General features: G+C 43.8%; 19 protein-coding genes and 1 pseudogene. 1 reads left to right on the plus strand and 19 read right to left on the minus strand.

The genetic code is table 11. The features are described from left to right. Window positions 1-295, plus strand: a pseudogene (locus UF75_RS28965) (sodium:solute symporter family protein); the annotation flags it as partial. Between the two features lie 119 nt (window positions 296-414). Here UF75_RS28965 and UF75_RS06565 read toward each other — a convergent pair. The 19 genes from UF75_RS06565 to UF75_RS06660 form a co-directional block, all read right to left on the minus strand. Further along, window positions 415-1,437: a zinc-binding dehydrogenase gene (locus UF75_RS06565; protein ID WP_052693043.1), complete on the minus strand. Its 1,023-nt coding sequence runs from the start codon at window positions 1,435-1,437 to the stop codon at window positions 415-417. Window positions 1,438-1,481: 44 nt separating this feature from the next. Continuing rightward, the gene (locus tag UF75_RS06570) at window positions 1,482-2,447 is read right to left on the minus strand and encodes an MBL fold metallo-hydrolase (protein WP_045573810.1); all 966 of its coding nucleotides are present in this window, start codon (window positions 2,445-2,447) and stop codon (window positions 1,482-1,484) included. A 30-nt stretch (window positions 2,448-2,477) separates the two neighbouring features. Further along, the gene (locus tag UF75_RS06575; RefSeq protein WP_045573811.1) at window positions 2,478-3,668 is read right to left on the minus strand and encodes a thiolase family protein; all 1,191 of its coding nucleotides are present in this window, start codon (window positions 3,666-3,668) and stop codon (window positions 2,478-2,480) included. Between the two features lie 85 nt (window positions 3,669-3,753). Next, window positions 3,754-4,500, minus strand: a complete 747-nt coding sequence (gene fabG / locus UF75_RS06580; protein WP_045573812.1) for a 3-oxoacyl-ACP reductase FabG — start codon at window positions 4,498-4,500, stop codon at window positions 3,754-3,756. A gap of 39 nt (window positions 4,501-4,539) precedes the next feature. Further along, complete coding sequence (locus tag UF75_RS06585; protein WP_045573813.1) at window positions 4,540-5,319, minus strand: CoA-transferase; 780 nt, start codon at window positions 5,317-5,319, stop codon at window positions 4,540-4,542. Continuing rightward, window positions 5,312-6,220 (minus strand): CoA-transferase, encoded by a 909-nt coding sequence (locus UF75_RS06590; protein WP_045573814.1) that lies wholly within the window; start codon window positions 6,218-6,220, stop codon window positions 5,312-5,314. The genes UF75_RS06585 and UF75_RS06590 overlap by 8 nt, the downstream gene beginning before the upstream one ends. A 38-nt stretch (window positions 6,221-6,258) precedes the next feature. Further along, window positions 6,259-6,849, minus strand: a complete 591-nt coding sequence (locus UF75_RS06595) for a 2Fe-2S iron-sulfur cluster-binding protein (RefSeq protein ID WP_045573815.1) — start codon at window positions 6,847-6,849, stop codon at window positions 6,259-6,261. Beyond that, window positions 6,846-8,774 carry an NADH-ubiquinone oxidoreductase-F iron-sulfur binding region domain-containing protein gene (locus UF75_RS06600; RefSeq protein ID WP_045573816.1) on the minus strand — a complete coding sequence of 643 codons (1,929 nt, stop codon included), beginning with the start codon at window positions 8,772-8,774 and terminating at the stop codon, window positions 6,846-6,848. Before UF75_RS06600 ends, UF75_RS06595 begins: the two co-directional genes overlap by 4 nt. A gap of 13 nt (window positions 8,775-8,787) precedes the next feature. Beyond that, window positions 8,788-9,237, minus strand: coding sequence for an NAD(P)H-dependent oxidoreductase subunit E (locus tag UF75_RS06605; protein WP_045573817.1), 450 nt, complete (start codon window positions 9,235-9,237; stop codon window positions 8,788-8,790). Window positions 9,238-9,295: 58 nt separating this feature from the next. Further along, window positions 9,296-10,063, minus strand: a complete 768-nt coding sequence (locus UF75_RS06610; RefSeq protein ID WP_082075047.1) for a hydrogenase iron-sulfur subunit — start codon at window positions 10,061-10,063, stop codon at window positions 9,296-9,298. 50 nt (window positions 10,064-10,113) lie between these two features. Continuing rightward, entirely contained in the window at window positions 10,114-13,197 is a 3,084-nt protein-coding gene (locus tag UF75_RS06615) for a CoB--CoM heterodisulfide reductase iron-sulfur subunit A family protein (RefSeq protein WP_282433782.1), read from the minus strand. Window positions 13,198-13,339: 142 nt separating this feature from the next. Then, window positions 13,340-13,813 carry a DUF3795 domain-containing protein gene (locus tag UF75_RS06625; RefSeq protein ID WP_045573820.1) on the minus strand — a complete coding sequence of 158 codons (474 nt, stop codon included), beginning with the start codon at window positions 13,811-13,813 and terminating at the stop codon, window positions 13,340-13,342. Further along, window positions 13,814-14,965: a (Fe-S)-binding protein gene (locus tag UF75_RS06630; RefSeq protein ID WP_045573821.1), complete on the minus strand. Its 1,152-nt coding sequence runs from the start codon at window positions 14,963-14,965 to the stop codon at window positions 13,814-13,816. A 32-nt stretch (window positions 14,966-14,997) separates the two neighbouring features. Then, window positions 14,998-15,534 (minus strand): (4Fe-4S)-binding protein, encoded by a 537-nt coding sequence (locus UF75_RS06635; RefSeq protein ID WP_045573822.1) that lies wholly within the window; start codon window positions 15,532-15,534, stop codon window positions 14,998-15,000. After that, the gene (locus UF75_RS06640) at window positions 15,524-17,488 is read right to left on the minus strand and encodes an aldehyde ferredoxin oxidoreductase N-terminal domain-containing protein (RefSeq protein ID WP_045573823.1); all 1,965 of its coding nucleotides are present in this window, start codon (window positions 17,486-17,488) and stop codon (window positions 15,524-15,526) included. Before UF75_RS06640 ends, UF75_RS06635 begins: the two co-directional genes overlap by 11 nt. A gap of 73 nt (window positions 17,489-17,561) precedes the next feature. Beyond that, window positions 17,562-18,704: a 6-oxocyclohex-1-ene-1-carbonyl-CoA hydratase gene (oah, locus tag UF75_RS06645; RefSeq protein ID WP_045573824.1), complete on the minus strand. Its 1,143-nt coding sequence runs from the start codon at window positions 18,702-18,704 to the stop codon at window positions 17,562-17,564. Between the two features lie 641 nt (window positions 18,705-19,345). After that, the gene (locus tag UF75_RS06650) at window positions 19,346-19,894 is read right to left on the minus strand and encodes a 4Fe-4S dicluster domain-containing protein (RefSeq protein ID WP_045573825.1); all 549 of its coding nucleotides are present in this window, start codon (window positions 19,892-19,894) and stop codon (window positions 19,346-19,348) included. After that, window positions 19,881-21,851 carry an aldehyde ferredoxin oxidoreductase N-terminal domain-containing protein gene (locus tag UF75_RS06655; protein WP_045573826.1) on the minus strand — a complete coding sequence of 657 codons (1,971 nt, stop codon included), beginning with the start codon at window positions 21,849-21,851 and terminating at the stop codon, window positions 19,881-19,883. The genes UF75_RS06650 and UF75_RS06655 overlap by 14 nt, the downstream gene beginning before the upstream one ends. Before the next feature lie 476 nt (window positions 21,852-22,327). Next, the gene (locus tag UF75_RS06660) at window positions 22,328-24,436 is read right to left on the minus strand and encodes a sigma-54-dependent Fis family transcriptional regulator (RefSeq protein WP_052693044.1); all 2,109 of its coding nucleotides are present in this window, start codon (window positions 24,434-24,436) and stop codon (window positions 22,328-22,330) included. Window positions 24,437-24,783: the final 347 nt, after the last annotated feature.

The raw sequence follows: 24,783 nt of genomic DNA on the forward strand, positions 1-24,783 counted from the left end.
CCCAATGTATGCAGGAGCCCTTTGGTGGCCGCGTGCTACAAAATCTGGCGCAACATGGAGTATGGTGGCAGGATCCGTTATTTATCTCTTTATGTGTCTGTTTGTCAATGCTAAAGAATCGGCAATCTTTGGATTGACAAAAGCCTTCTTTGGAACGGTCTCTCTGGCTGGAACGGGCTCCTTAAGTTATATCGATCCACTGATCGTCGCTCTGCCCGCCAGCATTATTATTTTCATTGTCGTGACGTTAGCAACCCAACCCTTAAGTATCAAAGACAGTGTAATAAAACAATAACTTTATTGGAGTAAACATACAAGACAAAGAATAGCCACTTTCCCAATTGTTTGGAAAGTGGCTATTCAGATGCCGCGCAAGCACAAATTATTGTTTCAAGAAGACCCAAATCGTTATGTTTAGGGAACAATAACCGATCTAAACCCCTCTCCTGAGCGTAAAAAGTCTAAGCCCTCATTAATTTGGTCAAGTGAAAAGCGTTTAGATACCATTGACAGGACTTGGATTTTACCATTGCGAACCATTTCAATTACTTTAGGATAATCTCCTAATGGACAACCTAGAGAACCCACTACTTCCATTTCTCGGTACATTACTCGGCTGGCATTTAAAGTCATAGGATGCGCAGAATAACCCACGATGACCAAACGTCCACCGTTTCGTACACAATTAAAAGCAATTTCCTGAGTTTTAGGATTACCAATACATTCGCAGGCAATATCTACTCCACCACCCGTAGATTTACGAACAACCTTAGCTACATCAGGATAATCATTGGCATTATAGATTGCGACAGCACCTAATTCTTTCGCTTTAGCCAATTTAGTGTTGGAAATATCAACAGCTATGACAGAGGCGCCCGCTGCATTAGCTACTTGGACCAGGTTTAAGCCAACCCCTCCACAACCATAGACAAGTAATGTGTCACCCGGTTTAACTTTGGCTCGGTTTTTTACGGCGTGAAAAGGGGTAGTAATGGCATCGGCAATAATAGCGCCTTCAATCAAAGGAATTTCGTCAGGTAAGTGAAAGACATTACTGGCAGGGGCCTTGACATATTCCGCATAACCGCCATCGACATTATTCCCAAACATCTCCATATTGTCGCAGACATTGCCGCGCCCTTCGCGACAACTACTACATTCACCACAGGCCATAACCGCTGGCAATAAAACTCGATCCCCTACTTTAAATAGAGTAACATCAGGGGCAACTTCAGCTACCGTACCAGATATTTCATGTCCTAAGATCAAGGGTGGCTTTTTAAACGTTGGAACACCATGGTCAATATAACTTAGGTCCGTGTGACAAAGCCCGCAGGCTGCAACTTTAACTAAAATTTCACCGGTTCCAATCACAGGAATCGGCACTTCCTCTACTTTAAGAGGTTGATTAGGACCATAAAAAACTGCTGCTTTCACTACAATGCACCTCCAATTATTTAAAGAAAATTCTCGTTCTTTGCTTATTGAACCTCCCAATAAACGATTCCGGCATTACGCCTAATTCGGACACGCTTTTGGATCCTTAGCCAACCCAAATGCCCTAAAGTTTCCGAAAGAGCTAACCAAGTGTGATACCGACCTCCGCTTGGAAACAATTCATTGGCGATAGAGAATGTATCTAAGCGTTTTGTGCCTAGAATCTGAAGAACTTGTTCACAACGTTTACCCATACGGGAAAACTGACCATCAATCGCCCTGTCAATTTCTAAGATTGGTTTACCATGACCAGGATAAGCTCTAGAGGCCCTTAGTCGACGAATCTTAGTCATAGATTCCTGTAACCTTACCAAGCTAAGGTCTCTTTCTTCCCCATAAATATCAAAGACTGGGTTGGGAGTAACTTGTGTTAATAGGGTATCTCCAGTAAACACTGCACCATTTTCTACAAGCTGAAAACAACAACTACCAGGTGTATGCCCCGGTGTATGAATCACTTTAATGGTCAGTCCAGGAAATCTCAGGTCAGTTCCCTGTGACAAAAAGCTGATACAGGACTCAGACAAGGGTTTATACCCTCTCTCTGAGGTTATTACCTCTTCTATCAAATTTGCTATTTTAGCCTTCTGGACCCCCAGTTTTTCTAAAAAGGGAAAGACTGCTTCCTGGTTAACAAAAAAAGGATTATCCGATGCATTGGTTAATTTATGCCTATCCGCGGGATGGACCCAAACTCGGGCACCTGAACGCTCCACAATTTGTGCTGCGAAGCTATAATGGTCATAGTGCCCATGGGTCACTAAAATGTGCCTAATGCTATCCCAGCTCACTTCAGCTTTTTTAAGAGTAGCTTCAAGAGCGTCCAGAGCCTGCGGTGCATTTGGACCAGCATCTACTAGGATGGACTCACTATTTTCAAGTTTAATTAGGTAGACGTTAGCATTAAATCCAACCTCTGGAATTGGTACTTGATAATCAAAGATCTGCATCCCCTTGCTCCCCGCTCCTGCGCCTCAATTTTAGTACAGCGCCTCAATAATAGTAGCCATGCCTTGTCCGCCACCTATACAAAGCGTAACCATACCGTAGCGAGACTTGCGTCGTCGCATTTCATAGAGAAGAGTTGTCATCAAGCGAGCACCTGTCGCACCAATCGGGTGACCTAAGCCTATAGCACCACCATTGACATTTACTTTCTTCATATCTAACCCAAGCTCCCTAATAACGGCCAAAGATTGTGAAGCAAAGGCTTCATTTAGTTCAATAAGATCAATCTCCTCTAAAGCGAGTCCTGCTTGTTTCAACGCCTTTCGAACGGCGGGCACAGGACCAATGCCCATTATTTGCGGGGGCACTCCAACAGCAGCGTCCGTAATAATTCTGGCCATAGGCTTAATACCAAGTTCCTTAGCCTTATCTGCGGACATTAGGACTACGGCAGAGGCAGCGTCATTACGGCCACATGAATTGCCTGCAGTCACTGAACCGCCTTTCTTAAATACAGGTTTTAAAGTAGCCATTTTTTCTAAAGTGGTAACTCTTGGACCTTCATCCGTATCAAATATAACCGTTCCTTTACGCGTTTTAATTTCAACTGGAATTATTTCATCTTTGAATACTCCTTCAGCTAGGGCTCTCTGACACCGCTCTTGGCTTTGGACTGCAAATCTATCCTGGTCCTCTCTAGAAACATTAAACTGGTCGGCCACGTTTTCCGCAGTATCACCCATTGAAACACTGCCATAAAGTGAATGGGGTTGTCCACCTGGGCCTGCTTCTGTTAAAGAATCCACTAAAACCCCATCCCCAGCACTATAACCATATCGGGCATTTTTTAAGTAGTAAGGTGCACGACTCAGACTTTCAGTTCCGCCAGCAACCACCACCTCGGCCCTTCCAGTTTGGATTTGTTGGGTACCATTACTGATTGCTTGTAAACTTGCCGCGCATTGACGGTGCACTGTAAAAGCTGCAGCAGTTTCCGGAATTCCCGCCAAAAGTGCACAAACACGAGCAATATTTGAAGCTTCCGTTGTTTGCCGTGACCAACCCATAATTACTTCTTCGACTAAATCAGCACTGACTCCCGCACGAGCAACTGCCTCTTTTATGACTATGCCGCCTAAGTCTTGGGGCGTAATGTCTTTAAGTGTCCCTCCAATTGTGCCAACCGGAGTTCTTACAGCACTTACGATTACAACTTCTTTCATTAAAGGTCCTCCATTTAAAAATTTAAGTAAATTTAATAAGCCATTTAATTAATGAGTTGTATTACCTAGTCTTATATCAGCTTGCTTAGCGCATGATCATGCCACCCTCGATGCATAGTATCTGTCCAGTAATATAACTGGCATCCTGAGAGGCCAGAAACACAAACCCACCGGCCATTTCCTCTGGTTGCCCGAATCTTCCCATGGGGATTTTATCCGTATACTTCACACTTAAGACTGGATCAGTCGCTATCTTTTCAGTCATTTTTGTCACTGCAAAAGGAGAGATCGCATTCACAGTAACTCCGTATTTAGCTAATTCCCGTGCAGCAGATTTTGTCAAAGCGTTTATTCCACCTTTAGCTGCGCTGTAATTTACTTGCCCAATTGTACCTTGCAACCCAGCCGATGAAGTCACATTAATGATTCGGCCATAGCCGCGGGCTTTCATATCTCCTGCCACAGCTTGCATACAAAGGAACGTGCCTTTCAAGTGGACATTAATAATCTCATCCCACTGCTCTTCAGTCATTTTAAGCATCATAGCAGGTTTACTTAAACCAGCGTTATTGACTAAAATATCTATTTGCCCAAGTTCTTCCTTGATTTTTTGAACCATTGCTAGCACTGATGCTTTGTTTCCTACATCTACTGTAACTGTACATGTTTTGCGCCCAAGTGCTTCAATCTCCCGTACGACATCATCTTCACGAGTGATAGATCGACTAGCTAGAGCAACATCGGCTCCCTCATTAGCAAAAGCCAAAGCAACTGCCTTGCCTATGCCATCCTTAGCACCAGTAACTAAAGCTACTTTTCCTGCAAGTTTCATCTCTTTTCCTCCAGTCAGTCGATTTTATACATTTAAACCCTATAATAAATTTCTCACAATACCACTTGGATCCACACGACGCAAAGCCTCTAGCTCAATCTGAGTGGGTTCGGGAGTCGTTGGCACACTATTTGGAATAACTAATTTGAAGCCAGTACTTTCCACTACTTGATCAACTGTCACACCGGGGTGGAGAGATTTTAAACGCATAATCTTAGTTTCCTCGTCAAAATCCAGGGCACAAAGTGGCGTAACGACCAAAGCCGGACCGTTCCCAGGTAGATTTTTTGAGGCCCAAGATTCAGGACCATCCAAAAATCCGGGACCACTATTAAAATCAACTTTCTCAATCAGAGTACGAGCATTGTGCGAAGTAGTATAAATTATGACACGACCAGACCGAGGCAAAAAGGGAAGTCCTACTGTTCCTGGACCGCGTAAAGACGGATTTTTCCAATCCCCAATGCAAATTAAGTTACAGTTTCCGTATTGATCAATTTGCAATCCTCCGCCAAAGAAGACATCGAAGCGTTTCCCATGACCCTCGAGTAAAATTACATCCGGTAGGGCCAAAGCGGCTTCTGAGCGCAGGTTCTCTTCGTCACAAGAAGAAAATACCAAGGGGTCTAGAAACGGATTGACAGCCCCACTTCCGCCAGAAATATACGAGAGATTGGGTGCATGAGTCAGCTGAGACATCCGGCAGGCGGCCATCGGTATCATGCTCACGGCACCCATTACGGCTACCTCACCGTCTTCTAAGTTGCGAGCCATGACACAAGCCATTAATTCAGCAATGGAGTATGCGTTTTCAATCATAAAAAGACACATCCCCTTTTTGACGCATAGCGTTAAGTTTATCCAGCCCAATCTTACCGGAATACTCTTTCTCAGAAATACCAGTGACATACTGTTGGAAATACTCTCCATAAGCTTCGGGATTTTTGCACGACTTAAGATAACTCTTGAGGTGAGCCTCATCAAACGTGTAATACCCATGTGAGGAAGTTGGATGGCAACCGAAAGGAGCTTCAACTACTGCCGAGATCAGAAATCCCGGCACATTTACTTTGGTGGACCCATATTTTTCAGCTAGGTTGGGTACAATCGTTTCCACCTGCAAAATCACAACATCTGAAGCAAAAATCATTTGCCGATCAGTAAACTCGCTGCCCTTAAATATCGCGTTCCCATAAGGATCAGCTTCCTGGCAGTGGATCAAAGCGACACTTGGTTTAATTGGGGCAGCTGTCATCACTTCTTCACCAGTATAAGGATCCGTAGTAAACCGATATAAATCAGGATTAACCTTGGGGATATCCGTCAATTCTAACCCTTTAGGATAGGGAATAAAGGGAAGGCCGCCTGCCCCTGCTTGTAAACCATAGACCAAAAATGGTTCATCCGCTTCCAGCAGCTTTATCGTCTTTTTTTCTACTGCCTTGCGAAAATTTGGGGCTAAACCTAAGTGTTCAAAGCCGACGTAGGCAGTCAAAATTTCTTCCACAAGTCCACTGCCAATCATTAAATCGGCATTAATACAAGCCGAAGGACTGGTTACCAGCCGTTTGACTTTCTTTTGCTGACGGATCACTTCCCTAATCAAGGCCATCGGATTGTTATGCATGTGCATACCACCAACTGCAAGCGTGTCACAGGTATCTGGCATAAAACGTTGGATTGCCTGACTCACAGGCATTACCTTACTAGTGCGCTCCATCTTCTCACTCCCCTCTATTTGATTATTTTAGATGCTGACTAGTATAAAGAAAACGCAAGCGCTTTGGTTAAAACAAATGCCGCCTGTAGTGCCTCTGTAGGGCAAAGCGGAAAACATTCTTTGCAGTCCCAGCACTCCTTGGAAGCTATCTCCGGAATGAAGCTGATCTCTCGCCTTGTTCCTCTGTCAATAAATCCAATAGCATTTTTCTTTTTGACCTCAGCACAGTATCTGACACATAGGCCACAATGAATGCAAAATGAGGGTTCTTTTTCAAAACGGTCTTTGTCTGCTCCATACTCTTTAGCCAAATCTTGCAATTCGAAGGCATCCGGAGCATGAGACAGCAATAACTCCAAGATCATTTTGCGAATTCTATCGACCTTCTGCGACCTAGTTCTAACGACCAAATCTTTTTCCACCGGGTAAAGGCAGGAAGCAACGAGTTTTGTCCAACCGCGAACTTCTGCTTCGACTGTGCAAAAGCGGCAACCCCCATAAGGTTCCAATTTCTCGTGGTGACAAAGTGTCGGAATCGATATTCCCGCCTTTTGTGCTGCTTCTAAAACAGTCATCCCTTGGCTTGCTACGACTACTCTTCCATCAATCTGAAAAATAATTTCACTCATTTTTCTTTGCTCCCTCTGACTATAGTTCTCGCTTCTTCGGGGATTGGCGGTGGAACAGGCTCGCCGGAAATCTTCCTTACCGAACGAAAACGAGGAGGGCAAACTTCGAAACAAGTTCCGCACTTTGTGCATTTCTCTTGGTCAATGACATGGACTAGGTTCTTACCTCCCACAATCGCCTCTGAAGGACATTTCCTGGAGCAAATCATACAGCCCTGACACCTATCCGAGTCAATATAGAAGGCGATCAGCTCCTTACAGGAAAGAGCCGGGCACCTCTTTTCTTGAATGTGTGCCTCATACTCATCTCTAAAGTATTTTAGCGTGCTTAGAAACGAGTTGGGGGAACTCCTGCCTAACTCACAAAGGGCTGCTTCACGGGCAACCTCGGCCAACTCCTCCAAAAGCTCGAGGTCACCCTCTCTTCCCTTTCCTTGAGTGATATTAGTAAGAATCTTAAGCATCTGTCTGATGCCTTCACGACATGGGACACATTTACCACACGATTCATCCGTGAGGAATTCAAGGAAGTACCTGGCGATATCAACCATACAGGTATCTTCATCCAGGATAATCATTCCGCCTGACCCCATCATTGAACCGGCCTTCTTGAGTTCATCGAAACCCACTTCAAGATCTAGCAGATCCTCAGGGAGACACCCGCCGGACGGACCCCCGGTCTGCACTGCTTTGAACCTCTTACCGCCAGGGATACCACCGCCTATCTTGTAAATAATATCCCTGAGGGTCATGCCCATGGGTACTTCCACAAGACCGGTATTGTTGATCTTCCCTACTAAGGAGAAAATCTTAGTGCCCTTACTTCTTTCCGTCCCTATCTGTGTAAACCAGTCAGCACCTCTATTAATGATCAGCGACACATTTGCCCAGGTCTCAACATTATTCAAGACAGTGGGTCTATCCCAAAGACCTTTTATGTTGGAGCGAATATACTTTGGTCTGGGCTCTCCTGCCCGGCCTTCCAAGGCAGTCATCAAGGCCGTGGACTCACCACAGACGAAAGCGCCAGCTCCCTGATGCACTTTAACCGTGAAATCAAAGTTTGAACCAAGAATATTCTTCCCAAGGAGACCATACTCCTCAGCTTGCTTAATCGCGAGGGTCACATTTTCTACTGCTAAGGGGTATTCCTGTCGTACGTAAATATAGCCTTCGTGAGAGCCGACGGCATAAGCCCCAATCATAAGCCCTTCTAGAACAGAGTGGGGGTTTCCCTCAAGTAAAGCTCTATCCATAAAGGCTCCTGGATCCCCTTCGTCTGCATTGACTATCACATACTTTACTTCTCCGGGAGCATTGCGAGTTCCCTCCCACTTGCTCCCTGTGGGAAAGCCAGCACCGCCCCTTCCTCTCAGGTTGGATTTTTTGACTTCCTCCACTACTTGCTCCGAGGTCATTTGGAAAAGCACTTTGTCTAACGCGGAATAACCACCAATCGCTAAATAGTCATCAAGGCTCTTAGGATCAAGTTTGATGTTACTGCCAAGTATGATTCGTTCCTGATTCTTATAAAAGGGAATATCGAATTCTCGGGTTGCTTTTTCGCCTGTAGCTGAGTCAACATAGAGCAGACGATCGACGACCTTCTTCTCTTTTATAGTCTGAGAGACAATTTCCAGAACATCTTCAGGCTTTACCTTCAGGTAGCATATCTCCTCAGGATAAATAACCACAACGGGTCCTCTCTCACAAAATCCAGGGCACCCGGTTCCTTTTGTAGTTACTTCAGCATTTAAGCCTTGTTTTTCAATCTCTGCTTTAAAGGCGGCGATGACTTCACCTGCGCCGGAAGCAATACAACTGGCGCCGGCACATACTGAAATGCAAGCTTTATTGGGGTCTCTTCCCGCCAATATGCCCTTCCTGAGTTCTTCCAATTCCGTGGACGAATTTATTCGCGCCATAATTTCACCCTAATCATAGTTTTTTTAGAACGTCTGCGATCATGGCAGGCGCCATATTACCATGAGTCTTCCCGTCGATTTCCATCACCGGTCCTAAAGCACAACAACCGAGGCAATTAACCGTCTCAAGGCTAAACTTCAAATCCAAATCCGTTTCGCCAGGTTTAATTCCAGTTAGGTCTTGTACTGTGTCGAGGACACGCCTCGCCCCACGAACATGACAAGCGGTACCCTGACAAATGTGAATTTCATGTTGTCCTTTAGGAACTAAACTAAAGGCTGTATAAAAGGTAGCAATATGCAGTATCCGGGTTAAAGGAACTTGCAGTCGTTCAGCTACCCGCTCTAATGCTTCCTTAGGAAGCCAGTGATTCTCGCTCTGAATCTCCAATAATATCTGAATTAGTGAACTGGCCTCACACTCATGTTTATCAATAATTTGATCGACTCTATCCTTATCCATAGCTACACCTCAGTCCTAATCTCCTTTTTTCCTCTAGGCCACCGCCTGCACATTCACCTTATGCGAGAGCATAGCATTTCCGGCCTTCATCGTACCTGACGAATCTTTGCCTTGAAGAACTATTAAGGTGCCTTGATACTTCAGACGGAGTCAACCCTATAAGCTTAGCGATCTCTCCGGTTGTAAGGGGTCCTTCTTGCAGTAGTGAGATAATCTGGCTTATTGCCAATTTTTCTCCAACCGTTTCATCAAACAACCTATTAAACTCGACACTAGTGAAAAAATTAAGAATCTCTTCCTCCGATTTAACAGGTACTCTCAGTCTCTCTCTTTCCACCAGCCTAATGTAAGGGACTAGGTTTGTAACAGCTTCAAGTTTAGACTTTAATGCCTTTTCGTCTATTCCTTCACCTTTGCCAAGAGGGCCTAACTCCTTCACCTTTTTGCCAAACTCATTCATAACTTCGGCAAAAAGAGTTCCATCGCCGGCAGACATAGTTTCAATTCTTAACCTTTCTGGGTTCAGCCCAAGGTGCTCCATTATTTTCTGACATAGAAGTACCATGTTTAGGGCGTGATAATTTCCGTGGGTACCAAAATTACATTCATTGTAACGGCAGCCACCTATAAACACTCCATCCATTCCATTGGAGAAGGCCCTGAGTACAAAGGATAAGTCGACTCTACCAGAACACATGACTCGAATAAGCCTGCTTTCAGTTGTATATTGTAATCTGGACACGCCAGCCAGGTCCGCCGACCCGTATACTCAAAAATTACATACAAAACCTAATATTCTGGGTTTAAATTTAAGTCCTGTACTCATTCGTTTTCACCTCCCTACTTAGTAATCCAATCTTTATTGATATCGGACTTCTACAAGCCTGAAGCCGCGTCAATTTGACTCAAGAGCTCTTGATCGGTGAAGTGCTTTAGTGAAATCGCCCCTGTTGGACACTTCGTATTGCAAAGTCCATCTCCTTTGCAGAGAGCAGGATTAATCCCGGCTTTCCTGCCTTGTGGTGTGTCATGAAATTGTATAGCCCCATATGTACAGGCTGTGATACATGCCCCACACGAAATGCAGTTACTTTCATTCACCACACAAACAGAGCCAGACGCCAAGACAGTTTCATGAGAGAGAAGAGTAATGGCTCGCCCGGCAGCTCCATAAGCCTGGCTAACCGTTTCTGATATAAACTTGGGATAGTGAGCCATTCCGCAAAGGTAAACGCCATCGACAGCAAACTCGACAGGCCTTAATTTAACATGGGCTTCTTTGAAGAAACCATCAGCATTGTTCGTTAAATTGAATAACTTAGCTGCTTCCTGACTTCCCGCTGACGGAATAAGGGCGGCGGCTAAAACGAGTGCCTCAGCATCTATTTCAAGTTTCTTACCTAAAATAGGATCGGTCACAGTAACCCTTAAGACAGGACGACCCTCCTCCTCAACTGCTTCCACCTGAGGTTTATCCTGTGGCTCATAGCGTATGAACCTTACATCCTTACTTGCCGCTTCCCGGTAATAATCCTCTTTGAACCCATACGTTCTCATATCACGGAAGAGAATGTAGACATCCATCTGAGGGTTTAGCTCTTTTAGTTTCAAGGAGTTCTTGATTGACTCGCTGCAACATATCCGGCTGCAGTAATTTCTGTCTTCATTTCTGCACCCTACGCATTGGATCATCACTAAGCTCTCGGAGGTAAGCAGCCTTTCATCTCCTTTAGCAATTTGCTCCTCTAACTCCAGGTGAGTCATTACCCTATCATCTTCTCCATAAAGATACTCGGTGGGTTGGTATACTTCAGCACCTGTAGCTAGAATAGCTGCTCCATGTTTTATCTCTGCGACTCTTCCTTCAGACTTCACCTTAGTTACGAAATTTCCAACGTAGCCATCTGTCTCTGTGATAGCAGCATCAGTATAAACATGGATTAAGGGGTGTTGATAAACCTGGCGTATGACATCACGTAAATACGCTTGAACATCCAGCCCTTCTAAGGTGTAATGTATTCTGCGAGCCATCCCCCCCAAGTCTGTATCCTTTTCCACCAGATAAACCTCATGTCCCTGCTTGGCTACACTCAGAGCGCTGGTCAGGCCGGCCAATCCGCCTCCGACTACTAAGGCGGTCTTGTTGACTTGAAGTTCGAAATCCTGCAAAGGATCCAAATGGCAAGCCCTAGCTACCGACATCCGGATTATATCCTTGGCCTTTTGGGTGGCCTCTTCCTTTTCTTTGGCGTGGACCCAAGAGCAATGTTCTCTAATATTCGCCATATCTAAATAGTATTGATTAATTCCCGCCTCTCGAAGGGTGTCCCGGAATAACGGTTCAAGTGTCCTAGGAGAGCAGGCAGCGATAACCAATCGATTAAGCCCTTTTTCCTTGACCATGTCTGATATTTCTTTGGCAGAATTAGTGGCACATGAAAAGAGCTGTTCCTGAGCGTAGACAACATTAGGTAAGCTTAAGGCATATTCGACGGTAGAAGGAACACTGACTATCCTTGAGATATTAGCCCCGCAATGACACACAAAGACTCCTATTTTGGGTTCCTCTTGGGAGACATCCCTTTCCGGCGGATAGATCCTTTCTTGGGACAGTTTTCCTCGCCTGTAGTCAAGGAGTTCACCACATTGAGAGCCGGCACCGCTGGCGGTATAAACCGACTCCGGAATATCTGAAGGACCCTGAAAGGCTCCGCTTACAAAAATTCCAGGCCTAGTGGCCTCCATAGGATTGGAAGGAATTGTTTTACAGAATCCATGAGAATTAAGCTCGATGCCAAACTTTGTTGCTAAACTCTTCGCCTCAGCAGGAGGGTTCAAGCCAACGGATAGTACCACCATATCGAATTCTTCTTCTTTTACTCCATCCTCTGGAGTAGAATATCTGATCGTGACATTCTTACTTTCTGGGATCTCTTTTCCTATAGATACGTAACTTCTGATAAATCGCACTCCGGGTAGTGTCTCGGTTCTTTGGTAAAAACGCTCGAAATCCTTGTTATAGGAACGAATGTCGTTATGGAATATAGTGCACTCGACCTCTGCATCATGCTCTTTTGTGAGGATCACCTGTTTCTGAGCATAAGTGCAACATACGGCAGAACAATAGCTATTACCGCCCTCTGGGTTAACCTGTCTGGAACCGACACATTGAATCCAGGCTATTTTATGGGGATGCTTCTTATCAGAAGCGCGCAGTATCTCACCTTCGTAGGCCCCGGAGGGACTTAATAGGCGTTCATAATCAAGACTGGTTACCACGTTCTCAAACTTTCCATAGCCATAGTCGTTCCGGAGCTTTGGATCAAATGGCTCAAACCCCGGAGACAAAACTATTGCCCCTACATTGACTTCTACCCGCTCCGGCGTTTGATTAAAATCTATCGCGCCAGTTTTACAGACTGCTTGGCAAATACTACATTTCTTTTCTTTAAGGTAAAGGCAACTTTCATCAATATACGTGGCCAGAGGAATTGCTTGAGCGAAGTAGATATGGATGGCTTTATTTTGCGATAGTTCCTGATTAAATTGATCAGGGTACTTGACCGGGCAGTATTCTACACAGGTGGTACAGCCCGTGCATTTGCTCTCGTCAACATATTTGGGCTTTTTAATCAAGGTTACCTTGAAGTTTCCTGCTTCCCCTGCTACACTATCAACTTCAGTATAGGTCAGGACTTCAATATTTGGCTGCCGGTCGACCTCGACCAGTTTGGGGTTGAGTATTCAACTAGAGCAGTCATTGGTGGGGAAAGTCTTGTCGAGCTGGGCCATATGTCCTCCAATGCTCGGTGCTTTGTCAACCAGGTAAACTTTATAACCCGCCGTAGCCAGATCAAGAGAGGCCTGAATACCGCTGATCCCTCCGCCGACAACCATTACGTCCCCAAAATTACTGTCTCCAACACTATTGCAAAGTTGTTGAATTTCTTCTTTAAGCAATCGTTCTTTTTCCACTTTCTATCACCTCCGCGGTTTTCATTTGACCGTACTGTCCGGGTTGGGCCGATCCTGTCTCAATATCTTGTTTAATCTGAGATTGGATTAAAAACAAATCCCTAACTAGCGACGATTAGTGCATAATTTAATATCTAGGTAGTTTAATCTGTTCATCATAATATTCGACTAAACCAATTTCCTTCATGCGGTCATTTATATATCTCCAGCGTTCCCTTAAACGACCGGTAAACTGTTTTTCACAAGGATATTCATTACACTGAAAGCAATAATCCACGTTCTTCTCTTTATGGCAGGTTTTAGCTGAACAAGTCGTTATCGGACATTGTATATTTTCCCCTCTGCACCCGCTACATGAGCCATTGGAAAAAGAGGTCAGAATTTCTTCAAACTGAGAATAACCGTTAAAAATAGGTTCTTTCTCTGTTTTCATTTTCACTACAGGTCTATAATTACCGAGTAGTTGAGCAAGCCTTGTACTTAATTGTTTGATTTCCCCGTGTTCATAATCGGCACATCTCTTACAATCAAGACCACAGGGAGAAAGATGTTTTAATTCAATCTGCACAATCGCTTCTTGCATATTTAGCTTCTTCGTCATCTAAATTACTTCCTGGAGGATCTCTGTGATGTCCTTAACCTCTATGACATCATCATAGTTCAGGACTAACCTGCTATCCTCAAAATTAGTGATGCAATAGGGGCAGGAAGTAACCAGCACCTCAGCCCCAACCCCAAGCGCTTGATCTAATCTGAGGTTGGCGAATCTGTCAGACTTTTGAGTTTCTATCCAAATTCTTCCTCCCCCCATTCCACAACAGAGACTATCTTCCCGCGCCTCATCCATCTCGTTCAGTTCCAAACCAGGTATCTTCTTTAAGATCCCTCGCGGTTCGTCATATATGCCATTATGTCGACCCAGGTAACATGGGTCATGATACGTTACTTTCTTCTCATACTCCTTGCTAATCTGAAGCCTTCCCTCATTAATAAGCTCAAATAAGTACTGGGTAATATGAACCACCTCAAAGTTTACCTTGAATTCAGGATACTCGTTCTTAAAGGTGTGGTAGCAATGAGGGGAATTAACAACGATTTTTTCGACTCCGTTTTCAATCCAAGTTTTGATATTTTCCCTAGCCAGGCGTTTGAATAATTCCTCATTACCTGTCTTGCGGATGCTTTCTCCACAGCAATTCTCCTTGGTACCCAGAATCCCGAAATCTACCCCTGCCTTATTGAGGATTTTGACTGTGGCAGCAGCTACCTTCTTTAATCTCGAGTCATAGCTGAGGTAACAACCGGGGAAATATAAGACTTCCATCCCTTCCACGAATGGCTTTACAGAAAGACCCGCTGCCCAATCTGCCCTCTTTGATCGTTCTTCACCGAAGGGGTTACCTTCTGCAAGAAGACCTGAGCTTGCGGCGCGGACTGGTTTGACGGCTTCAGGAAAAACACCATATCCCGTGGCGAACCTGCGCAGGGCGATCATGTCTTGGATCTGCTTTACGTCCCTAGGGCATCTTTGAGCGCACTTTCCGCAGGTAGTGCACCGCCAGATCTCTTCATTTTCTATCTCAGTCAAGCCGAAGGTTGCCTCTCGAATTAGCTTGCGCATACTGAACGTTCTAACTCTATTCCAAGGACAAACAGTATCACATTTCCCACATTGATAGCAGAATTTGACGGCGTCTGCACCGCTCTCTTTTATTTCATCAATTGCCTCTTTTAAGGGGGCTACAGTCTCCACGAGTTTAATCTCCTCCTTTCAGATTAAAGTTTTTAACCCTTCTGTGACATTCGGGCAACGCTATCCACTAGCTGCTGTAATCCATGTTTGTCGACCAATGATTTCAAGCCCAGCTCCATATCGCCCAGCGTCACTTCTTCTTCGACTTCCTCTTCCCTTTCTTCGTAAGTCAGGGCTTCAGCTAAGCACCACTGAACACACATGGGCTCTTTTAGTGACGGATCATCTTCACACATATCGCATTTGAGAGGAAGCCCAGAATCGGGTTCTTTGAAAACGTCCCTCGATGGGCAGGAAGCCCTACAGAAGCCACACTCGTCGTATTCCTTTCCGTCAATCACATATTTGTCTCTGCCCATACATTCGGATGCCGTATACTCCCCTGCATATACAGGAACAAATACGTCTCTGATTGGATCACGTATCAGCCGAATACGTGCCCTCGCTGGATTATTGCTACTATATTTTGGTGCAGCGTGAAAGGAAGCGCAGATTACCTCACATGCCCGACAGCCATTGCATTTATCAACATCAATCTTGATTGTCTTAACTTTCTTTTTAACTTTCATCGTTTAGAATCCCTCTCTGTTCTAAGTCTTTACTAACGTAATCCATACCCAATTCATGTAAAGACTCTCTAGTAGGAATACCCTGATTATTCCACCCCTTAAATTTGTAATATTCATCTAGTAGCGTAGCTTCAAGTTCAGGAAATCGTTTCCTCCAATGGTCCTCCGGGGGACGTTCATCATCTCTTGTTAAGCCTCTTCTTACATTAAAGGCTCTAATTAAAGTTCGATTCCTTTTGGCAGCTTGCTTTAGGCCGACTTCATCCATATCAATCCCTGTTGCTGACGAGATTACTGTCGGATAATTGTGCAAATGATACGCAGGCTTCAGGGGAAATGATCCCAAACCGGCGCACATTCCAACGGCGTCATCAATGTAGTGCATCTGCTCCATCCAGTCAACGATTTCACAAGACGCTTCAACGGTTGGGTAATATGGATTTGAGTTTTCTCCGCGTAGTTCCCAGTCCAGAAAATATTGCTTAAACTTTTCAGCAGGAACATGGATCCAATCCTTTACAAACTCTTCTCTTGACTCCTTCGTAGGAAAAGGCGCCTGGGGGAACTGCCCTTCAATTTGGGTGATGTTTATCTTCTCACCAGTACAATACATAAGGAAATAAACGGGATTCATCATGCCAAGCTTGAGAGGCAGCTGCTCATGTTTCTTAATGTTATTATGAGCATAGGCTTCTGCGCCTTTACCAATCTTTTTGGCAGCCCAATAAGTACCATCGGCTAAAATATCTCCTATACCTTCTCGCCGAACAATTCTTTCAAGTAGCCAGAAAAATCTCCCTTCAGGATCTGACGGCATTCCCGGCATATCCTCGTCAGTCAAAATGCCGGCTTCATAAAGTTCAAGGGCGAAGGCAATAGTTTGCGGAGTTGTGAATCCGTCCACTCCATAGGCCTGAGCTTTAGAATTGATTCTAAAACCAAAATCCAGGTCTGTCATGGATGCCATGGTATACGTAAGTTTCGAGTAACATTTCATCATGTATTTTGGAATTCCTGGGTAGGCAACTGATGCCCCGCATGACATCGGGCAGTTATAGCAACTTAAAAACCGCTGTCGCGCATTTTCTGAAGACTCCGTCCACTTTGTTTCGACTTCCTCGGTCCAGAAATCTTTCCTCCGATGGCGAGCATTTCCCCAAGCGAAATTGGTGGTGTGCCACTCCTCATCATGGATTCTCATCTCTTGCGGTGACCCAAGCCCGGCCAAAATGGGCGGTACCATCCCAAGTGGATTTTCTCCTCGGACTTGGATATATTTCAGGACTTCGTTGCATTGCTCCATAAATTCAGCCGATCTAGCGATATTGACGTCCTTTGTTCCTCGAACAGCTATCGCCTTTAACCTTTTGCTTCCCATAACGCCGCCTACTCCTAATCGGCTGCAACTGGACCTACCCTGCTCGATGGAAGCATAAAAGACCCTATTTTCACCAGCTAGGCCAATAGAAGCAACATGGGCGTTCGGTTCCTTCAACTCCTGTCGAATAAGATCTGCAGTTTCATTAGTACCCATCCCCTTGAGATGACTGGCATCACGAATTTCTACTTTGTCATTGTGTATCCACAAATAAACCAGATCAGGGGACTGTCCGCGAATGATCACTTTGTCATAACCGGCATGCTTCAATTCTGGTGCAAAAAATCCGCCCATCATTGAATATGCCATTAAATTAGTTTGTGGAGAAATGGTAGAAACAATGGTACGATTTGCACCGGGAGCAGGGGTGCCAGTCAAGAGACCAGCGCTAAATATCAGGAGATTATCAGGAGAAAAGGGGTCAACTTCAGGAGTAACCCTATCCCATAATATCTTGGCGTTAGTACCTAGCCCCCCAAGATGAAGTTCCGTTAATCTCGGGTCAGTTTCTACTCTTTCAATATTTCCTCGGGATAAATCAATTTCTAAGTTATACCCTGTCTCTGCGTATCTCATTTTTCAACCCCTCTTGGAATGTTTTTAATGTAAATAATCGCTCACTAAAACCATTGTCATCAAGAAACTTAGATTACTTCTCCAGGGGAGGTGCCATAACTTCTTCAAAGAATTCCGTGGTATATGGCTTGCATTCCACCTGCAACTGACGATACTTAATAAAGTCAATAGTGTCTTTGCCGGTTGCTTTCTTGTTGTTGAAAGCGTTGAAGCCCATATACGCCTCGCTTTGCATGTTGGCAACCAACCAGTGACGGTTCAGTAGTTTTGCTTGATCCCAGAAGAATTTCTTCTTGGCGCGGACACCGTCAATGGACATCATCAGGCAGTTGGGGAACAAGTTGGTAAATACATAGAGAATCCTATCAATTTCTTTATCCAACAGGGTAAAGTCTGTAGTGGCTTCACTGATTATTTTTTTAGCCTCTGCAGCAGCTTCTCCTGTTTTAAAGTCCCCGTAAACAATCTCCCCGTCCTCAACATAATTTTCGGTTTTAATCAATGGGTTGCGGATAAACTTGCCGTCTACTTTCAAGACGGGAATTACTTTGCTGATCATGCCCATTCGATGCACTTTATAAGCGCTCCACATTTCGCAGGAAATGCAGTTCCACATAGCCTGCTCAATGGTTAAGAATTCGGGGAGGAAGTCTGTGGCACCGCCAACTGGAGCAGATCCGTGTTTCGGGCCTGCCTGCCCAAAAATTGCGAGGTCGGAAGCGATCGTGAGGTCGCAAGCCAGACCAATCTCCTGACCACCGGCAACCCTCATGCCGTTTACCCTACAGATAACTGGCTTTTTGCAATTGAGGAGACCATCGACCATCGCGTTGAAGAGATCCATGTAAGAGCCGTACTCTGTCCCATTCATGCTATAATACTCGGAATATTCCTTGGTGTTACCGCCTGTGCAAAATGCCTTGTCTCCTACAGCAGTAAAGACAACAGCGACAACGGAGCGATCAGTCGATGCTTTTTGCATTCCGGCGATAACTCCTTTAACCATTTCCGTGGTGTAGGAATTAAATTGTGAGGGGTTGTTCAGGGTTACCCAGGCTGAAGTAAGGCCCGGTACGATGTTTCCTTTGGGGTCAATAATGGGCTTTGTCTCATATATTACACTAGGTGCTTCCGTTCCAAAGTGCTCATTTCCATATAACTCATGATTTTTTATATCTGTTTGACGGGGCCATCTGTTTAAACTATTTAAGTCCATAATTTTATTTACCTCCTTAATATAGGTAGAATTTATCTTCCAACTTTTAACGACATCCTCCGCTTAAGAATCAATTAAACTATAGCTTTTCTTCCTCCTTTTCAATCAGATAATATTAGTAAACCCATTGATATCACCGGGACACATCTTCCTTTCTTTTTTTGAATATTTCCAATATTGACTATCTTTAATGCAAGTATCATGCCATTTTACTTGCTCTCGAACCAATTGAGTATTGATCAGTCGAAATTGATAGTCAAACCGTCCAAAATCCATAATCAACGGTTAGCATCGTCAACATGTCTAAGATAAGAGAATGCTAGACTCCACCTGCAAATTGCAGTATAATTATCATTTTCTATAAAGAAAACTTGGCTGGCGCCAAGCCTTGCGAAGGCGGCCGCCTTAGTTGCTCTTATGCTTCCAGAAAGTTTATAACGAAGTTAAACTTTCTGACTAGTATAAAAAAATCCATAAGACTCGCAATTGAACAACCGAGTCATATCTGCATCACACCGATGCTTATATGACTCGTTTGTTTGTTAGGCGACTCGACGTCTGCCCGTCGAAAAAGAACCATTCTTCTAACGATCTCAGGCTACAGTCTCCACAATCTCTAATGCCCTTCTTTCTCTTTCATACTAAAGTGATGACCCTTTCTGTGACATTCGGGCGATGCTATCCACTAGCTTCTGAAATCCATATTTGTCTACCAATGATTCCAATCCTATCTCAATCTCGTCCAGCCTGACTTCTTCTTCGACTTCCTCTTCTCTTTCTTCGTAAATCAAGACCTCATTGTAACACCACTGAACACACAAGGGCGGTTGTCCGGGATCGTTTTCTTCACACATATCGCACTTTATCGGAAGGCCAGAATCAGGCTCTTTGAATCTGTCTCTGGCTGGGCAAGAAGCTCTGCAAAACGTGCAATCATCATATTCTTTTCCGTCAATCACATACTTTCCTCTGCCCATGCATTCGGCTGGAGTATACTCTCCCGCGAACACCGGAAGCCATATGTCTGTCATTGGGTCAAGAATCACCTGAATACGAGACCTTGCCGGATTAATACTGCTATATTTCGGTGTGGCGTGAAAGTTGGAGCAGATTATCTCACATGACCGGCAACCATTGCACTTATCTGCATTAACTTTAATTGACTTAATCTTCTTCTTAATTTTGGCCATCTTTTAAAATCCCCCTCCTCTCTAAATCTTCTGCCACATAATCTAAATCTAATTCCAGTAATTTTTCTTTAGTGGGGATACCTTCCATGTTCCATCCCTTATATTTGTAATACGTATCTAGAAGTTGTTCTTCGAGCTCTGGGAATCTCTTTTTCCAGTGATCTTGAGGCGGCTTCTCATCAGCTCTCCTCATGCCTTTTAATACGTTATAGGCTCTGTGTAAATTTCGGCTTCGATTGACTATTTTCTTTAGGCCGACTTGATCTATATCCAACCCGGTTGCAGAAGAAACTAAAAGATGATAATTATGTGTATGGTACGGTGGCTTCAGGCAAAATGACCCCATACCGCAGCATAACCCGAGGGCATCATCAATGTTGTGTATCTCCTCCATCCAATCCACGATTTCACTGCACATATCGGGAGTTGGGTAATATGGGTTCGAGTTTTCTCCCCGTGGTTCCCAGTCCAGAAAGTATTGTTTAAAATGATCATCCGGAAGCTGGGGCCAATCCTTTACAAACTCTTCTCTCATCTCTTTCGTTGGAAAAGGTGCCTGGGGCCAATTCCCTTCAATTTGGGTAATGCTTATCTTCTCGTTAGTAGAATACATCAGGAAATAAAGGGGATCCATCATGCCCAGTTTAAGAGGGAGTTGCTCATGTTTCTTAATAGTATTATGATCAAATGCCTCTGCACCCTTGCCAATCCTGCGGGCCGCCCAATAAGTGCCGTCGGCAAGAATATCTCCGATTCCTTCCCGCCGAACTACTCTGTCAAGCAACCAGTTAAATCTCCCCTCTTTATCGGGCGGACATCCCTCGAAGTCCTTGTCAGTCAGAATTCCAGCTTCATAGAGTTCAACAGCGAAGGCCAAAATTTGCGGGGTTGAGAATCCGTCCACTCCATACTCCGTAGCACGCTGAGCAATTCTAAAGTTAAACTCCAGGTTGTCTACATAAGCGGCCATTGAATAAGTAAGCTTCGTAAAGCATTTCTGCTTAAATCTGGGAACATCTTTATAGGAAATTAAAGCCCCACACTGTTGCGGACAGTTAAAGCAACTAATATACCGCTTGATCGCTGCCCTTTGAGTACTCGACCAGGATTGATTGATCTCATCGGTCCAGAAATCTCTTCTCCGAGTACGGGCATTTCCCCATGAAAAATTCTCGGTGTGCCACTTTTCATCAGTGTGTTTCATCTCCTGTGGCGAACCAATCCCGGATAAAATGGTCATTACTCCCTTAAGGGGATTTTCATTTCTGAACTTTATATATTCCCCCACTTTGTTCACATGCTTTATAAATTCTTCCCCTCGGGCAAGATTGATGTCCTTTGTTCCACGAACAACGACAGCCTTGATGTTTTTGTCTCCCATAACAGCGCCTCCTCCGAGCCTGCTGGCACTCGACCTGCCCTGCTCGATGGAAGCTGTAAAGACCCGATTTTCGCCGGCCAGGCCGATTGCAGCTATCGAGACTTTCGGCTCATTCAGCTCTTTCTTTAAAATGTCTCTAATTTCAACAGTGCCCATACCCTTCAAATGAGAGGCATCACGTATTTCTACCTTGTCATTGTTGATATATATATAAACCAGCTTCGGAGACTTGTTGCGAAAGATCACTCTATCATACCCGGCGTACTTCAATTCCGCCGCCCAAAACCCTCCCATCATTGGATATGCCAGTAACTCCGTCTGAGGAGATATTGTCGTAACACAAGTACGATTAAAACTGAAAGCAGGTGTGCCGCATAATAGGCCGCTGCTAAATATTAGTAGGTTCTCAGGATCAAATGCCTTAGTTTCAGGGGGAACCCTATCCCAAAATAACTTGACGTTATAACCAAGCCCACCAAGATGAAGTTCGGTTAATTTCGGGTCAGTTTCTACCTTTTCAATGTTTCCAGTCGCTAAATCAATTTCCAAATTATAGCCTGTCTCTGCGCACCTCATTTTTCATCCCCTCTATCCTTCAAAATATCAAGCTTTTTCATCCACTCGTGAGATTCATACGTCTACTAAATGGGAGTACCCATCCTAGGAATCTGTACATCTTCTCCCTTTTTTAATTTGTTTAATTTAATTTAATTTAATTTGTTTTAGATTGATTTAATTAGTTTTAGTTTGTTTTGGTTTTATTTACCTTGCAAATGTCATGCCATTTTTATAACTCTCAAACCATTTGAGTATTAACTAGTTGAAAATTATGGTTAACTGCCAAAAACCAATAGTTAACGTTTTAGGGCGGTGGTTATTTAAACTATTAAAATAAGAGCATGAATGAACAACACGGCAAAATTGCTGTGGTGTTCATTCATGCTCTACAAAAAGCTACTTACTCATAGCTTGAACCGAGTCATTCCAGCATCATTTTAATGCATATATAACTCGATTTTTGAACTTTTCTCTTAAATGAAATCATACATGTTCTATCGTCCAACAGAAGCTTCAGCATCGGCTCGTCGAAAACGAGCCATTCTTCGAACGATCGTAGATTGATTTACTCCCAAGGCTGCGGCTGCTTTATAAGTACTACCATATTTTTCTAGGGCTTTGTCAATTAAGTGTCGTTCTACTTCATCTACAGCTTCTTTCAAGGGCATTAAGGAATTGACTGATATTCCTCCTAATTTGATAGCACTACGATTAAAAGGTGGAGGCAACTGGGATACCAGAATTAATTCTCCAGCTGAAACAACCATCAAACGTTCAACCATATTTTCTAGTTCTCGAACATTACCTGGCCAATCATACTCCAGAAAAGCTTCTATTACTTCGGGAGAGAAATCTCGCTGAAAACCGTACTTCTTACTGAATTTATCTCGAAAATGATAAATAAGAGGAATGACATCATCATGTCGTTCACGCAAAGGGGGAATTAAAATCGGAACCACATTTAATCGAAAGTACAGATCTTCTCTAAATTGACCCGCCCTAGTCATCTCTTCAAGATTTTTGTGGGTTGCCGCAATAATTCGCACATTAACTTGGCGTGGCTTTGCTCCTCCAACAGGAACAACCTCCCGTTCTTGCAGTACCCTTAAAAGTTTAGACTGAAGATTAAGGGGAAAATCACCAATTTCGTCAAGCAAAAGTGTCCCATTATGAGCCAGCTCGAACATGCCCATCTTGCCTTCTCGACGGGCTCCAGTAAAAGCTCCCGACTCATATCCAAAAAGTTCTGATTCTAACAAATTTTCAGGAATAGCCCCGCAATTAAGTTTAATAAAAGGGCCTTCAGCGCGGTTACTTTGAGTATGAAGGAGTTTTCCTATACCCTCCTTGCCCACTCCAGATTCCCCGAATAAAAGTACAGTAGAATCAACCTTAGCTACTCGCCTAACTAATTCAAAGACACGTTCCATCTCGGGACCAGTACCAATCATTCCTCCAGTATCCTGATGATCCCGCAGTTCTGATAGTTGCTGGTGATATTTCTCGCTTAAACGTTTGGCGTCAATCACTTCCTGCCGAAGTTGATTAAGACTGGTCATATCCCTAAGGTTTATTACAACCCTCAGAAGCTTTCCTTGCTCATCAAAAACAGGGCTGCCCGTGACAAGAATACTATGATTATGCTTATTCTCCATAATAGTTACTGGTTTTCTGCGTCGAAGAACCAATTCTACTAACGAATGAGCATAAATAACCTCTTCAATTTCCTGAATTCCTCTTCCAATCAAATCTTGGGTATTACATAATGCCATTTTTTTAAAGGTCTGATTAACTCTAAGGATAATGCCAGCCGAATCTGTAACAAATAGACCATCTGAGGAGGACTGGATAATAGAATCAAGTTCAGTATTAAGTTCCTTGACTGTGGCCAATTCCAAGGATACCGATTCAATTTCGGATATATCCTGAAATACGGCAACGGCCCCAGTAATCCGCCCGTCCTGAATTACTGGATCTCTATTCATGATATAAGTCCCCCGACCCACTCGTAACTTTTGGGAATACTCCGATTTCCCCGTTTCTAAAGTCTCCATTAGTCCAAGAGGTACTAAGGCATCTAAAACATGCCGACCGATGGCTCTTTCACGAGAAAGCTTAGTAAATCGTTCGGCAGCTCTATTGAATGAAGTAATTATACCATCGCTATTGATAACGACAATACCGTTATGAGCAGAACTTAGTACCGCTTCCAATTCTTTAACCTGGAATTCCACTTCTTGATATAAAGCAACCGCCAAATCTGATCGGTTTAAAACTCCCACGATCTGCCCATCCTCTTCAATGACCACTGCCAAGTCAAATTGATATGCCCAAGCTTCCCCCAGACGCAAAGAGGGTTTAATAACCACTGGATCGCGCTCTAGTGCTTCCAAACAGCTCAACTTTCCAGATAAACAATCCTTTCCAATTAGTTTCTCGACAAGTGTTTTCATTGTCACAATTCCTAACAACTTCCCAGTCCTATCTACCACAGGCCAACCTGAAGAATTAGCTTCTGTAAGCCTATGCAATGCCTCCAAACAAGAATTGGTCTCACTCAAACAAACTGATATTTGTGTCATGACCTCTTCTACCCAGATCATAACAACATCTTGGGTTCCCCTACTTTATTAATTGTTTGCGCAAAACACAAGTCTCTCACCTCTTTCTCTATACAGAGTTTAGCAAAGTCGCGCATTATTGTAATGCAGATATGACTTAGTACAATACTGTAATGTGACAAGTCTTTATCATTTTAGCATTTTACCCATTCGAGATTAACTGACTTTATAGCGTCGACAGCTTATATTTAAAGGTTAGGATATTATTTTGTGCAAATTTGAATTAAAGGGTGCAAAGTCTGCAAAGTGGTATGTTACTTGCATAATAATATTTAATTGAATATTTTAAATACATTGACAAGTCGGAGAATAAGGATATATTTTAATTA

This window comes from Desulfosporosinus sp. I2, from assembly GCF_000960765.1.
Taxonomy (GTDB): Bacteria; Bacillota; Desulfitobacteriia; order Desulfitobacteriales; family Desulfitobacteriaceae; genus Desulfosporosinus.

Coding starts and splice junctions, on each gene's coding strand:
- UF75_RS06595 (WP_045573815.1), bottom strand. CDS start 6,849: ATGAGTGAAATTATTTTTCAGATTGATGGAAGAGTAGTCGTAGCAAGC.
- UF75_RS06650 (WP_045573825.1), bottom strand. CDS start 19,894: ATGGCCAAAATTAAGAAGAAGATTAAGTCAATTAAAGTTAATGCAGAT.
- UF75_RS06655 (WP_045573826.1), bottom strand. CDS start 21,851: ATGAGGTGCGCAGAGACAGGCTATAATTTGGAAATTGATTTAGCGACT.
- UF75_RS06600 (WP_045573816.1), bottom strand. CDS start 8,774: ATGGCGCGAATAAATTCGTCCACGGAATTGGAAGAACTCAGGAAGGGC.
- UF75_RS06575 (WP_045573811.1), bottom strand. CDS start 3,668: ATGAAAGAAGTTGTAATCGTAAGTGCTGTAAGAACTCCGGTTGGCACA.
- UF75_RS06625 (WP_045573820.1), bottom strand. CDS start 13,813: ATGACGAAGAAGCTAAATATGCAAGAAGCGATTGTGCAGATTGAATTA.
- UF75_RS06570 (WP_045573810.1), bottom strand. CDS start 2,447: ATGCAGATCTTTGATTATCAAGTACCAATTCCAGAGGTTGGATTTAAT.
- UF75_RS06635 (WP_045573822.1), bottom strand. CDS start 15,534: ATGAAAGTTAAAAAGAAAGTTAAGACAATCAAGATTGATGTTGATAAA.
- fabG (WP_045573812.1), bottom strand. CDS start 4,500: ATGAAACTTGCAGGAAAAGTAGCTTTAGTTACTGGTGCTAAGGATGGC.
- UF75_RS06605 (WP_045573817.1), bottom strand. CDS start 9,237: ATGGATAAGGATAGAGTCGATCAAATTATTGATAAACATGAGTGTGAG.
- UF75_RS06585 (WP_045573813.1), bottom strand. CDS start 5,319: ATGATTGAAAACGCATACTCCATTGCTGAATTAATGGCTTGTGTCATG.
- UF75_RS06660 (WP_052693044.1), bottom strand. CDS start 24,436: ATGATCTGGGTAGAAGAGGTCATGACACAAATATCAGTTTGTTTGAGT.
- UF75_RS06640 (WP_045573823.1), bottom strand. CDS start 17,488: ATGAGATACGCAGAGACAGGGTATAACTTAGAAATTGATTTATCCCGA.
- UF75_RS06590 (WP_045573814.1), bottom strand. CDS start 6,220: ATGGAGCGCACTAGTAAGGTAATGCCTGTGAGTCAGGCAATCCAACGT.
- oah (WP_045573824.1), bottom strand. CDS start 18,704: ATGGACTTAAATAGTTTAAACAGATGGCCCCGTCAAACAGATATAAAA.